Source organism: Variimorphobacter saccharofermentans (assembly GCF_014174405.1).
Classification (GTDB): domain Bacteria; phylum Bacillota; class Clostridia; order Lachnospirales; family Lachnospiraceae; genus Mobilitalea; species Mobilitalea saccharofermentans.
The window spans coordinates 1-13,075 of record NZ_JACEGA010000001.1; the positions used below are offsets into that span (position 1 = coordinate 1).

General features: G+C 37.6%; 14 protein-coding genes and 1 tRNA gene. 13 read left to right on the forward strand and 2 right to left on the reverse strand.

From position 1 onward, the window contains the following. Positions 1-188: flavodoxin family protein (locus H0486_RS00005; RefSeq protein ID WP_228351060.1), on the reverse strand; the 188-nt coding region annotated here is incomplete at its 3' end. Between the two features lie 342 nt (positions 189-530). Between H0486_RS00005 and trmB the strand changes: the two genes are divergently transcribed. From trmB to H0486_RS00025, 4 genes are all read left to right on the forward strand, one after another. After that, complete coding sequence (gene trmB, locus H0486_RS00010) at positions 531-1,181, forward strand: tRNA (guanosine(46)-N7)-methyltransferase TrmB (RefSeq protein ID WP_228351061.1); 651 nt, start codon at positions 531-533, stop codon at positions 1,179-1,181. A gap of 81 nt (positions 1,182-1,262) precedes the next feature. Then, positions 1,263-1,409, forward strand: coding sequence for a hypothetical protein (locus H0486_RS00015; RefSeq protein WP_228351062.1), 147 nt, complete (start codon positions 1,263-1,265; stop codon positions 1,407-1,409). 185 nt (positions 1,410-1,594) lie between these two features. Beyond that, positions 1,595-1,912, forward strand: a complete 318-nt coding sequence (trxA, locus tag H0486_RS00020; RefSeq protein WP_228351063.1) for a thioredoxin — start codon at positions 1,595-1,597, stop codon at positions 1,910-1,912. Positions 1,913-2,118: 206 nt separating this feature from the next. After that, positions 2,119-2,191 (forward strand) — tRNA-Lys (locus H0486_RS00025). 309 nt (positions 2,192-2,500) lie between these two features. Here H0486_RS00025 and H0486_RS18260 read toward each other — a convergent pair. Further along, positions 2,501-2,623 carry a hypothetical protein gene (locus tag H0486_RS18260; RefSeq protein WP_267022974.1) on the reverse strand — a complete coding sequence of 41 codons (123 nt, stop codon included), beginning with the start codon at positions 2,621-2,623 and terminating at the stop codon, positions 2,501-2,503. Positions 2,624-2,850: 227 nt separating this feature from the next. Here H0486_RS18260 and H0486_RS00030 point away from each other — a divergent pair, with 227 nt between their 5' ends. The 9 genes from H0486_RS00030 (at position 2,851) to H0486_RS00070 (ending at position 13,060) form a co-directional block, all read left to right on the forward strand. Continuing rightward, positions 2,851-4,071 carry a cyclopropane-fatty-acyl-phospholipid synthase family protein gene (locus H0486_RS00030; protein ID WP_330594369.1) on the forward strand — a complete coding sequence of 407 codons (1,221 nt, stop codon included), beginning with the start codon at positions 2,851-2,853 and terminating at the stop codon, positions 4,069-4,071. Between the two features lie 4 nt (positions 4,072-4,075). Further along, positions 4,076-4,327: a hypothetical protein gene (locus tag H0486_RS00035; RefSeq protein ID WP_228351064.1), complete on the forward strand. Its 252-nt coding sequence runs from the start codon at positions 4,076-4,078 to the stop codon at positions 4,325-4,327. Between the two features lie 232 nt (positions 4,328-4,559). Then, positions 4,560-5,336 carry a prolipoprotein diacylglyceryl transferase gene (locus H0486_RS00040; RefSeq protein ID WP_228351065.1) on the forward strand — a complete coding sequence of 259 codons (777 nt, stop codon included), beginning with the start codon at positions 4,560-4,562 and terminating at the stop codon, positions 5,334-5,336. 18 nt (positions 5,337-5,354) lie between these two features. Beyond that, positions 5,355-5,828, forward strand: a complete 474-nt coding sequence (locus tag H0486_RS00045) for a dihydrofolate reductase (protein WP_228351066.1) — start codon at positions 5,355-5,357, stop codon at positions 5,826-5,828. Between the two features lie 253 nt (positions 5,829-6,081). Next, the gene (locus H0486_RS00050; protein WP_228351067.1) at positions 6,082-7,041 is read left to right on the forward strand and encodes an ABC transporter substrate-binding protein; all 960 of its coding nucleotides are present in this window, start codon (positions 6,082-6,084) and stop codon (positions 7,039-7,041) included. Positions 7,042-7,192: 151 nt separating this feature from the next. Next, entirely contained in the window at positions 7,193-8,122 is a 930-nt protein-coding gene (locus H0486_RS00055; protein ID WP_228351068.1) for an ABC transporter permease, read from the forward strand. A 1-nt stretch (position 8,123) separates the two neighbouring features. After that, the gene (locus tag H0486_RS00060) at positions 8,124-8,918 is read left to right on the forward strand and encodes an ABC transporter ATP-binding protein (RefSeq protein WP_228351069.1); all 795 of its coding nucleotides are present in this window, start codon (positions 8,124-8,126) and stop codon (positions 8,916-8,918) included. Between the two features lie 47 nt (positions 8,919-8,965). Then, complete coding sequence (locus H0486_RS00065) at positions 8,966-10,960, forward strand: substrate-binding and GGDEF domain-containing protein (protein ID WP_228351070.1); 1,995 nt, start codon at positions 8,966-8,968, stop codon at positions 10,958-10,960. 171 nt (positions 10,961-11,131) lie between these two features. Continuing rightward, positions 11,132-13,060, forward strand: coding sequence for a substrate-binding and GGDEF domain-containing protein (locus H0486_RS00070; protein ID WP_228351071.1), 1,929 nt, complete (start codon positions 11,132-11,134; stop codon positions 13,058-13,060). Positions 13,061-13,075 lie beyond the last annotated feature (15 nt).

Sequence of the window (13,075 nt, forward strand, 5' to 3'; positions counted from 1 at the left end):
TCATCAGAATAATAACAATAACCATCCTTACAACGCTGGCAGGATATACATCCTTTAATATCCATATTACCGATATGTATGATTTCTGTTGCGATACCCTGCTTTTCCAACTCCTCGCATACTGTATTCAATGCTAAAAAAGTATTTCCCTTTGGCTTAGGACTTCCATTAATTGCGATTACCTTCATAATATCCTCCCTTTCTGATACATTTTATCAAATATGTAATAGTATACTACAGAAAATCCGTAAATAACATAGTAAATCGATTATATTAATCAATTGAAATAGAAGAGATACTACACAAAATCTAAGCGCTAGTGATCTAGAACACGATTATGTTCATTTTACTGTTTTAATCAAAGTGAACATCCAACCCGGTTAGTACAGTAACAGGAAAGGAATAATTGACGAAAGTTATGACAGAAATTATAATAATAAATAACTTTTAATAAGTAAAGCATTTAATAGTTATTCATTGAATAATTGATTTTTTAACGTAATATAAGCAATGTAGAAATGAGGTAAACCATGAGATTACGAAATATCAGTGGATCGAGAGAAATTGTAGCAGAAAATGAATATGTAGTACATGAACCGGAAAAGCAGAAGGGCAATTGGAAAGCCTTATTTGGTAATGACAATCCCATCCATGTGGAGATTGGTATGGGAAAGGGAAAGTTCCTGATGCAGCTTGCATCCATGAATCCGGACATCAATTATATTGGAATAGAGAAGTACTCCAGTGTTCTGCTACGCGCAATAGAGAAACGAAATGAGACGCAGCTTACAAACTTGTATTTTATTCGTTTCGATGCAGAATATCTTACGGATATTTTTGATAGGGACGAGATTTCCAGGATCTATTTGAATTTTTCTGATCCTTGGCCGAAGGATCGTCATGCTAAGCGCCGACTGACCTCTAAGGAATTTTTAAAGAAGTATGATCAGTGCCTTAAGATAGATGGAGAAGTAATATTTAAGACAGACAACCGTTTATTGTTTGATTTCTCCTTAGAACAAGCAGAGCTGGCAGGATGGAGTTTAAAAGAAGTAACCTATGATTTACATCATAGTGAATATCTTGAAGGAAATGTTATGACGGAATATGAAGAGAAATTCGTGGCCAAGGGAAATCCAATTCAAAGGTTGATAGCATACAGGAATCAGAGAATGGAATAAAGGAAATTGCATTTATAAAGGGGCTCATTTTGAATCACCTGACATAGAATAGTACTAAATATAAAAGATCAAGGTGTCAAAATGAAGAAGAACTGGAAATGGAAGGTAGCGAAGATAACCGGAGGGAATTATAAGCTGGATAAGAAAATAATGAAGTTAAAATCCTCCTGGGATGAGGTGGATAATTTATTGAATAGTTCACTAAAAAAAGGAAAAAAGAAAAAATAAGTATCGCATATCATTACTTTTAGCAACTGGAAAATAAAGAAGGGCTTGTATTATTTTCATATTCAATGTAATATCACAATATAGCGTCACATATTAAGGTGAGGAAATGAGATACTAATTAACATCAGGATAAATTTTGAGTTCGGATTATCTGCCTGCTCAAACAAAAGAATGGAGGAATAATTATGGCTATTCAATTTACAGATGCGAACTTTCAAAAAGAAGTACTTGAGTCGGACATCCCTGTACTTGTTGATTTCTACGCAGACTGGTGTGGACCATGTAAAATGGTAGCTCCCATCATTACAGAATTGGCTGAAGAATATAAAGGTGTATTCAAAATAGGAAAATTGAATGTGGATGAGAACTCGGAAACAGCTGCAAAATATCGGGTTATGTCCATACCGACATTAATTATATTTAAAAACGGTGAAGCGATTGATAGTATGGTAGGAGCACTTCCAAAAAAAGCATTACAAGACAAGATTGAAGCTAACAAGTAGAACCAAAATGTAGAAGGTATATATTACCAATCTACAAAATTAAATTAATAACGGTATAAAGCTATGTCAAGAATCCCTTATTTTATGGGATTCTTGGCGAATAAAATGTTTTATGTATTTATTTTTCAAAAAATATAAAAAACACTTGCAATTTGTAAATGTATATTATATAATAACTTTTGCGTTCGGCAATAAAAATTGAATAAGCGCTTCTAGCTCAGTTGGTAGAGCACCTGACTCTTAATCAGGGTGTCCAGGGTTCGAGTCCCTGGAGGCGCACTATAAAAGGTTCTAATTTGCAGACATAGGAGCTGTGGGTTGGGACTTTTTTCACGTTCCGGAACTGAGTCCGACATCAAGAAAAGAGGAGAACTGTGATGCAAGCTTGCTTGCAAGAACAGTTCTCCTCTTTTCTTGATACCGGCGAAGCCGGCGTGACCGAAAAGACCGTTAGGTCTTGAGGTTACGGAGTCGGACATAAGTACACAGATATGAAAAGCCGGCGTGACCGAAAAGACCGTTAGGTCTTGAGGTTACGAAGGCGGACATAAGTACACAGATGCACGGAGTCGGACGCACTTTATTTTTCTATCCCAACTCTTTCTCAACTATCTTCTTTGCTTTCTTATCCAATATCTCACCATTCAGAGCATTTGTAATATAAGTATCAAGTCCTTTGGAACTGCTTTCATAGTCAAAGCCTCCTATCACTCATCCACTCTTTTTTCTTAGTACGTTTTGATTACGAATTGCTATTTAAATAAATTATAATTACTATAAACTGACAACAGCTTGTCATATTTACAACGACTACCAGATATTTATGAATGGGAAAAACCGAACATTGATATAATTATAAGAACTTGGACAAACTTGATAAATATAAACACTAATTAAATTATAAATATAAACATTAATCAAATAAGGAGGTGGATGGATTGCTTCCACATCATGCGTTAGATCAAGACCAGGTTAACAATGATAGATCCATGGAAAAACAATTACTAAAAAAGCTTCTGAAGAATCTCTTTAGCCATACCTGTTCCATACAATTCTGGGATGGAGAGGAGATGATTATGGGTAAGGGAGAAATACGGTTTCGCATAATTTTAAAGGAGCCCTTATCCATTACAGAAATATTAACGAATCCTTCTGTTACCTTTGGAGAAGCTTATATGAACAGGAAGCTTGAATTTGATGGAAATATTCAGGAAATAATAGAATCCATATATGGAAATCCGAAGAGCTTTCTGCGATATAAGGGAAGGTTTAGCAAAATAATTAAGCCAATGAAAAACACATTGCAAAATAGCAAAGAGAATGTTAAATATCATTATGATATCGGAAATGATTTTTATCGACTTTGGCTTGATAAATCCATGACCTATTCCTGTGGTTATTTTACATCGGATACGGATACACTTGAGCAAGCGCAATGCAATAAAGTGGAATATATTCTTCGCAAGTTAAATTTAAGAGAGGGATGTACCTTATTGGATATAGGCTGTGGCTGGGGTGAATTAGTGATTACTGCGGCAAAGAAATATAAGGTAAAGGCATTGGGGATTACATTAAGCCGGGAGCAAATGGAACGGGCAAGGGAGCGTATTAAGGAAGAAGGCTTAGAGGATCATGTTAGGATTGCGCAGATGGACTATCGACAGCTACAGAAGAGATTTGATCGAGTGGTTAGTGTAGGTATGATAGAACATGTTGGGAAGGAATATCTTCCGGAGTACTTTAAGAATGTCCATGCACTACTTAAGGAGGGCGGAATTTCTTTATTACACTGCATTACCAGTCTGAAGGGCGGGACAAACCGCTGGATCGATAAATATATCTTTCCGGGAGGATATCTCCCTTCCATTAAGGAACTGATTTCATATATAAGTGAAGAAGACTTCTATCTTATTGATGTGGAAAGTCTGAGAAGACATTATGCCAAAACGCTAGAACACTGGGCAGCTAATTTCGAAGCATCCGTACCAGAAATCAAAAAAACTAAGGACGAAAGCTTTATCAGAATGTGGAGACTCTATCTCAATTCCTGCGCAGCCTCATTTAAAATGGGTAATATTGATATTCATCAGTTTCTATTTACAAAAGGGCTGGCGGATGAAATACCATGGACGAGAGATTATCTATATGAAAGGAAATAACATAATGGAGAAAACACAATATATATGTCCTATTTGTAATAATACAAATCTAATACTACGATATGAAGCGAGCTATGTATATTCTTATGTTATTGATTCGGATGAACCAGGATTAAAAAATGAAGAAGAATTTATGTCCTTCTTATACGATAAACGGGAACAGAAGGATACGAGAACCTTTGTTGAATGCGTTACCTGTGGAACACAATATCCGTATACGTTCCTAAACGGTATCCTAGAGCAAAAAATGCAATAATTCATATATGGGGCAGAGGATAAATGTATCAGCTGAAATTCTTATATACTCAACCACAGGAGAAATGAGGTAAGAACTCATGTTAATACATTTACCATCAGCCCCTCATACCACCCTACGAAAAGAAAATGGATGACAGTAAATACGAAATAGAGTATACTGTAATCCAATAACAAGTATTCCATTACAGATGTCTAGCCAATTAAAAAATACATAATGAGAGGGTAAAAAGATGAAGAATGATTTATTAACGCTTGGCCCGGTGACAGTGCATGGCTATGGATTAATGATTGCCATTGGTGTCATTGCAGCCTATCTTGTTGGTGAATACCGGGCAAAGAGGAAAAGCCTACAACCGGAAGTGATGTTAGACCTTACCATCTGGTGCCTGATCGGTGGTATTCTCGGAGCGCGTATTTTATATTATATAACACAGATCAAAGACATTATTGCAGATCCGAGTCTCCTGATCAATTTTACAGATGGCTTCGTGGTATATGGTGGAATTATCGGAGGAATTCTTTCTGGCTTTCTCTTTACGAAAAGAAAAAAGCTGGACTTTTTGAAGTATTTTGATCTGGTTATGCCTTCCATCGCTTTGGCTCAGGGCTTTGGCCGGATTGGTTGCTTTTTGGCAGGATGCTGTTACGGAGTAGAAAGCCATAGCCATTTTTCACTGGTGTTCCCAGAGGGCTCCTTTGCACCTGCCGGGATTCCACTTGTGCCGACCCAGCTTATTTCAAGCGGTTTAAACTTTCTGCATTTCTTTGCGCTGATCTTTCTAGCCAAAAGAGTAAAGGCTGATGGGCAGATTGCAGGTTTCTATCTCATATTTTACAGCGCAGGTAGATTTATTCTGGAGTTTTTCCGTGGTGATTTACTGCGGGGAAGCATTGGTAAATTATCAACGTCTCAGTTTATATCCATATTCCTGTTCCTGATAGGGCTTGGAATTGTGGTGCTATGTGGAGTTCGGGCAAAAAAGCAAGAGGATACCATTCAGGAATAAAGAAAGAGGGATGACGCGGTGATTGCGTTAATTGTAGCTATGTCTCTGAATCATGTAATAGGCAACAAGGGTCAGATTCCCTGGAGAATTAAAGGCGAACAGAGAAGATTCAAAGAATTAACAACGGGTAAGACCGTTATTATGGGTAAGCGTTCCTTTGAAGAGATAGGAAAACCTCTTCCCAATAGAAAAACCATTCTGATATCCAATACCATGAATTATAAGGATGATAATTGCATCACAGCAGGTTCGCTGAGGGAAGCCTTAGAAATAGCGGGAAACAGCTCAGAGGTCTATATTGCAGGTGGCGAGATGCTATATAAGGAAGCATTACCGCTGGTGGATAAAATGTATATTACCCTTGTGGAACAGAATGTGGAAGGAGATACATTCTTTCCACCCTTTCGGCAAGAGGACTTCAAGATAGTATACCAGGAAAAATTTGATGGTGATATCCCGTATACTTATTACACATATGAAAGGGTTAAATAAAGCATTAAATATATAATAAACAGTTAAAAAGAACTTATTATAGCTGGATAATGGAGTGAGAATATTTACAACTCTTTTTTCAAGATTTAATAAGTTCTTTTATTATAAAAAATTTCCAATAAAAAAGTGTTGACGTTTCTTGATTTTTCTAGTAGACTTTAACCATTAAAAGCGTTAAAGCTTTAAAGTGGAAGAGTATTCCATATTGTAACAAGATGGATTGTTATATAAGAATAAAGAGAGGAGAGATTATATGAAATTAAGAAAATGGATATCGGTAATAATAGTGATTACGATGGCTAGCCTGATGTTAACAGGATGTAGTACAAAGGATAAGGGATTTACCATTGGAGTAAATCAGTTTGTTAAGCATGCGGCATTGGATGCAAGCTATCAGGGATTTGTTGACGCATTAGCTGATGCTGGATATGTTGACGGTGAAAAGATTAAGATTGATTATCAGAATGCACAGGGAGATCAGTCGAATGCAAATACAATCGCTACGAAGTTAGTAAATGATAATAATGACTTGATTCTTGCGATTGCAACTCCCTCAGCACAGGCAGTTGCTAATGCTACAAAGGACATTCCGGTTCTTGTAACAGCAGTTACCGATCCTGCTGGTTCCGGTCTTGTGGCATCCAACGATGCTCCTGGAGGTAATGTCTCAGGAACATCGGACTTGACCCCTATCCGTAATCAGATTGAATTACTTACAAAGTTAGTACCGGGTGCAAAGCATATTGCGATACTCTATTGCTCAAGCGAAAGTAATTCTAAAATTCAGGCAGAAATGGCAATTGAGGCTGCAACCGAGTTTGGCCTGACAAGTGAAGAAGCTACAGTATCCAATTCCAATGAGATTCAACAGGTAGTACAATCGCTGGTAGGAAAAGTGGATGCAATCTATGCACCTACGGATAATATTATTGCTGCAGGTATGCCGACGGTAGCTATGGTAGCAAATGATAACGGAATTCCGGTTATATGTGGCGAGGAAGGAATGGTAGATGCAGGAGGACTTGCAACCTACGGTATTGATTATTATAAGCTAGGAAGATTGACCGGAGAGCAGGCGGTAAAGATCATCGAAGGTAAGGCAGATACCGCAACCATGCCAATTCAGTACCTACCTGATGAGGAGTATGCTCTTAAGATAAATCAGGAAGTTGCGGATAAGCTTGGTATAACAATACCTGAGGAACTACAATAATTGGGAATAGCTACATAACTTACTTAGGATAAAAAGATGGAATCGGAAAAAGATTTTGCACTGCAAAGTCTTTTTTCTTTTCTTAATATAGGATATAATTAGTAGTGTTTTTAGGAAAAATGTAATCATTTATCAGAAAGGAATATAGAGTATGAGTTTAGTAATGGCAGTCCTGGGAGCCTTTTCTCAAGGGTTAACCTGGGCGATATTAGCATTAGGTGTTTATCTGACTTTTCGAATCTTGAACTTTGCAGATATGTCCTGCGAGGGAAGCTTTGCATTAGGAGGAAGTATCAGTGCAATATTAATGGTTAATATGAATATGAATCCGTTTATAACATTAATCATAGCAACCCTGGCCGGAATGGCGGCGGGTGGAATAACCGGTATTTTACATACAAAACTTAAAATTCCGGCAATTTTATCCGGTATTCTAACGATGATAGGTCTTTATTCGATTAATCTAAGAATTATGGGTCAGGCGAATACCTCTTTAGTAGGACTGGATACGATGATATCCATTATTAAGGGGATTCTTCCTTCTGCAAAGGAGCTTGGAATTCGAGATTCTACTTTAAACATATGGGTGACCATGGCGGTAGGAGTGATATTAACTGCTGCGGTAATCGGAATTATCTATTGGTTTTTTGGAACAGAACTGGGGTGCTGTATTCGTGCTACTGGTAATAATGAAGCTATGGTTAGAGCACAGGGTGTGAACACCGACCATATGAAGATACTGGGACTGGTTATCAGCAATGGTTTAATCGCGTTTTCTGGTGCGTTAGTAACGCAAAGTCAGGGCTACGCAGATGTTAGTATGGGTGTAGGAGCCATTGTAATCGGACTTGCCTCCATTGTAATAGGAGAGGTATTATTTCTAAGAGTCAAGAACTTTGCCGGAAAATTATGTGCTATTGTAATTGGTTCTATCATATACCGTATTATTATAGCTGTCGTTTTACAGATAGGCTTAAATACAGACGATTTAAAGCTGCTGACAGCCATTGTCGTAGCACTTGCTCTTTCCTTCCCTGTTTTGAAAAAGAAAACAGGCACTCTTCGAAAGGAGGCAAATTAATATGTTAAGCCTAACAAATATTTATAAAACCTTTAATCCGAATACCGTGAACGAGAAAAGGGTATTAAACGGTTTGAATTTGCATCTGAAGAAGGGTGATTTTGTAACAGTCATCGGTGGAAACGGAGCAGGAAAATCAACAATGCTCAATATGATAGCTGGAGTATATTATCCGGACAGTGGCTCAATCGTTCTGGATGGTGTAGATATCACGAATTTGCCGGAATATCAAAGAGCCAAGTATTTGGGAAGAGTGTTTCAGGACCCTATGATGGGAACGGCTGCGAATATGGAGATAGAAGAAAATCTGGCGCTTGCGTATCGTCGTGGAAAACGCAGAGGCTTAAGCTGGGGGATCACCAAAGAAGAAAAAGAAAATTATGTGGAAAAATTGAAAATGCTGGACCTGGGTCTGGAGACAAGACTTACAGCAAAGGTAGGGTTGCTTTCCGGAGGCCAGCGACAGGCATTAACTCTGCTCATGGCAACATTACAGCAACCAAAGCTGCTTTTACTGGATGAACACACGGCAGCTCTGGATCCTAAAACGGCGAATAAAGTATTGGAATTATCGGAGCAGATGATTAAGGCTAGTGAGCTAACGGCACTAATGGTTACACATAATATGAAGAATGCTATTCAGTATGGTAACCGGTTAATTATGATGTATGAAGGTAAAATTATTTATGATGTGGAAGGTGACGAGAAGAAAAACTTACATGTAAGGGATTTACTTGAGAAATTTGAGATTGCCAGTGGCGGAGAATTTGCGAATGATAAAATGATTCTTTCATAAAGTATTTGAACAATATTTATTTTCCTGTTAAAATGAGATGTAACCTTTTGGATAATGAGGTAGGAAATGTAAAAAATGTAAATAAGGGGAATACTCTGCTTCGAACTGGGGGAATTAAATTGTTTTACAATAACAAAAAGACAATAGGAGTATTCATTGCACAAGTAAATGCAGAATTTCAGGATCTTCTGAGTAGAGGGATAAGTACCAAAGCGATGGAGCTTGATTATAATGTCGCTTTTTTCACCAATTTTGGAGGGTATGGACAGCCTAGTTATGATACGGGAGAGATCATGATTACTGATCTGCCAAATTATGAGGAACTAGATGGAGTCATCTTTGCATCGGATACAATGAACCTGGAAGAAATAAAAGAACGTTACTTGAAGAATATACGAAACAGATGTCATTGCCCCGTCGTCAGCGTTCGAACAGAGCTCAAAGAATTTTATAATATATTGGTTGATAACAACGATATTTTAAGTGAATTAATCATTCATTACATAGAAGTTCATGGCTTTACCCGTATTAATTTTCTCGCCGGTCCTAAGGGACGATTGGATTCCGACAAGAGACTGGAGTGCTACAAACGGATCTTAAATGAGCACAATATACCGGTTGAAGAAGATCGAATTTATTATGGAGACTTCTGGAAGTATACAGGAGTTGATGCAGTTGAACATTGGCTGAACAGTCCATTAGAATTACCACAGGCCATTGTCTGTGCAAATGATTATATGGCGATCACTGTATGCCGTGCTTTAGCGGAGAAGGGGATTGCTGTACCGGATCAAATCGCTGTCTCAGGATGTGATGATATTGAGGATGCAGCAGAATTTAGTCCGTCTTTAACAACGGTCAGAATGCCAATATTCGAAATGGGAGCAGCAGCAGTTAATACCATACACCAGCTTAATCTGGGAGTAGAACAGCCCCGTAACACCTATATGAAACCAGATACCATTTATCGCGCTTCCTGCGGATGCAAAAGGAACTGGTACCATGAAAGTAATGAAAGAAGACGTAACCATATTATAGCAAGAGAGGAACTGTATCGGGCGATCATAGGAAATGCGTTTATGTCAACGGACTTAGCCGGTCTTACCAAATTGGAAGATGTAAGTGAGAAGATCGGTACCTATATCTACGAGAACAAAAACTTTACCCATTTTTGTCTGTGTCTCCATAGAAATTGGGATTTCTTCCATGAAGAAGGCGGAACAGAACCGGTTGTGGATGATGACAGAATGATTATGGAGATTGGATTTAAGAACAGAATGCTTCTGAGTAAAATTAAGTTTTCTAAGAAGAACTTAATTCCAAAGGAAATGGCGGAAGAGCAGGCGATGATCTATTATTTTGCTATATTGCATCATCAGGATCATTATTTCGGGTATGCTGGTATCCGCTTTGATGCAATCCAAACCTATATGCTATCCTTCCAAACCTGGTTGTTCAATGTGTGCAATGCATTAGAGAATGTCAGAATTCACGGTGAACTAAGACGTTTGGTTTATCGCCTGGAGGATATGTCGGTCAGAGACGAGTTAACCGGACTTTATAACCGAAGAGTTATGGATACTCTGGGCAAGAAATACCTAATGCAATGTGTGGAGAAGCAAGCAAAGCTAATGGTATTTACCGCGGACATGGACAAGCTGAAGTACATAAACGATAATTATGGACATGCTAAAGGAGATATGGCAATCAAAGCAGTTGCTGATGCATTGTTGAAAGCAGCAGACGATGATGAAATCTGTATTCGGCTTGGAGGGGACGAATTCATGGCCATTGGAATCGATTATGATGACAATAAAATGATGAAGTTTGTTCTAGCCTTCGTTGATGAGCTAAATGAGTTTAATAAAAACAGTGACACAATTTATTTATACGTAAGTTACGGCTGGCATATCGTGTTACCGGATGAGAATACCAGCCTGGAGGAATGTCTTATGGTGGCTGACTCTCATATGTATAAGCAAAAATATGACAAAGCGTCAAACCATATCCGGGCAAATTTACCATTTACTGAATCCATGTAAATCTATCATAATGGCACTATCATATTCTCAAAATATTGGGAATTGATAGTGTTTTTTGGTATCAATTTTAAACATTTTTCACAACTCATGAAGTCATAACTTGTTTTTCGATACAACATGATATATAGTTTATTTATTAGGGATGACAATAAAAGAAGGCAGGAGATTTCTATGTTTAATAACAATAGAAAAACAATCGGAGTTTTTGTTTCACAGATACATCAGGAATTTCAGGTAAACCTTTGTAAAGGAATTAGTAAAAGAGCAAGGGAGTTAGGATATAATGTTGCATACTTTGCTAATTTTATAGGTTATGGTGAAATGTTGTATGAATTAGGTGAGAAAAACATTGCCAACCTACCAGTATACGAAGACTTAAGTGGTATTATCATATTACCGGACAGCATGAATGTAAGTGGATTTGAGGAGATAATCTTTGATAAGATTAAGAAGAAAGCAAACTGTCCGGTTGTAAGTGTTCGTAAGAAAATGGACGATTATTATAATGTGTTAGTGAAGGACGAGCTGGTTTTAGACGAAGTTATAAGACATTTTATTGTTGATCATGGATATAGAAAGATTAATTTTCTTACAGGACCTAAGGACAATCCGGTGTCTATCAGCAGGCTGGAGACCTATAAAAGAATTTTAACAGAGTATAACATACCTTATGAAGAGGAACGAATTTATTACGGAGATTTCTGGAAGTTTTCATCCTATGATGCAGTAAACTATTGGTTCATGAATCCGGAAATGAGTGTGGAGGCTATTATCTGTGCCAACGATTATATGGCAATCAATACCTGTAAAGCGTTAGCGGAAAGAGGCATCTCGGTTCCGGAGGATATTGCTGTGTCCGGGTGTGACAATTTAGCGATTACAGAGGATTACTCTCCTTTTATTACTACGGTAGGTATGCCGGTATTTGATATGGGTATTGAAGCGGTGAACAAGATTTATCTTCATAATGAGGGAGTGGAACAGGAGCAAACCTCCTATCTTGAAACGATAACCATTATTCGTGAATCCTGTGGATGTAAAATGAGGGATAACAAGGGTAAAGTATCAAATAAGAGAAATCAGATTGTGGATGAGTTAGAGGCCAAGGAGAAAGCTATTTTTTATAATTCGTTTATGTCAGTTGAGCTAACGAAAATTAAACAAATAGATGAGCTGGATCAGAAACTGGCTTCCTTAATATACATGAATGAGGGTTATAACAGCTTCTTTATGTGTCTTAATAAGGACTGGGACTTATATAGTGCCAAGGATATGCCGGAAGAAGACAGTGTGAAGGATATGATTATGGAGGTAGGAATCAAGAATGGAGAAATGCTTGAAAAGCAGGAGTTTACTAAACCTTTTCTTCTTCCACCCAATGTGATGGACGAGAATCCTCAGATATTTATATTTAATGTCCTTCATTATCAGGAGGTATGCTTTGGTTATACAGCCATCAACTTTATTAATGATGGTGTAAGTAAACTATCCTATCAGGGCTGGCTAATTAATGTTTGTAATACGTTGGAGAATATTCGAATTCATAATGAATTAAATCGCCTGGTATATAAGCTGGAGGATATGTATATTAAAGATGAGCTTACCGGATTATACAATCGCAGGGCACTTGAAAGTCTCGGTCAAAAATACCTGAGGCAATGCATAGAGGAGAATTTGAACTTCATGATCTTTACAGCGGATATGGATAAACTGAAGTTTATCAATGATAAGTATGGACATGCTTCTGGGGATATTGCAATCAAAGCAGTTGCCAATGCACTTTTTTATGCAGCGGATGATGATGAGATCTGCATGAGAATTGGTGGGGACGAGTTTGTTGTTATCGGTATGGAATATGATGAGCAGAAGCTGGAACGGTTTATTCAGAAGTTTGAAGAAGAGATTAATCGTTTTAATCAGGAAGAAAATAACCCATTTACTGTGAGTGTGAGTCATGGTTTTAGCATATTTAAGCCGAATAAAAAAGTAACCATAGAGGATTGTCTGCTCGTGGCAGATTCCAAGCTTTACCAGCAGAAATATGAGAAGGAAAAGTTGCGTCTAAAAAGCAGAAATCACATATTCGAAATTGAGAATTAAAGGAAGGACAATGTG

Excerpts from the sequence above, each read along its gene's own strand:
- H0486_RS00070 (WP_228351071.1), top strand. The coding sequence starts at position 11,132 with ATGTTTAATAACAATAGAAAAACAATCGGAGTTTTTGTTTCACAGATA.
- H0486_RS00060 (WP_228351069.1), top strand. The coding sequence starts at position 8,124 with ATGTTAAGCCTAACAAATATTTATAAAACCTTTAATCCGAATACCGTG.
- trxA (WP_228351063.1), top strand. The coding sequence starts at position 1,595 with ATGGCTATTCAATTTACAGATGCGAACTTTCAAAAAGAAGTACTTGAG.
- H0486_RS00015 (WP_228351062.1), top strand. The coding sequence starts at position 1,263 with ATGAAGAAGAACTGGAAATGGAAGGTAGCGAAGATAACCGGAGGGAAT.
- H0486_RS00035 (WP_228351064.1), top strand. The coding sequence starts at position 4,076 with ATGGAGAAAACACAATATATATGTCCTATTTGTAATAATACAAATCTA.
- trmB (WP_228351061.1), top strand. The coding sequence starts at position 531 with ATGAGATTACGAAATATCAGTGGATCGAGAGAAATTGTAGCAGAAAAT.
- H0486_RS00040 (WP_228351065.1), top strand. The coding sequence starts at position 4,560 with ATGAAGAATGATTTATTAACGCTTGGCCCGGTGACAGTGCATGGCTAT.
- H0486_RS00050 (WP_228351067.1), top strand. The coding sequence starts at position 6,082 with ATGAAATTAAGAAAATGGATATCGGTAATAATAGTGATTACGATGGCT.
- H0486_RS00055 (WP_228351068.1), top strand. The coding sequence starts at position 7,193 with ATGAGTTTAGTAATGGCAGTCCTGGGAGCCTTTTCTCAAGGGTTAACC.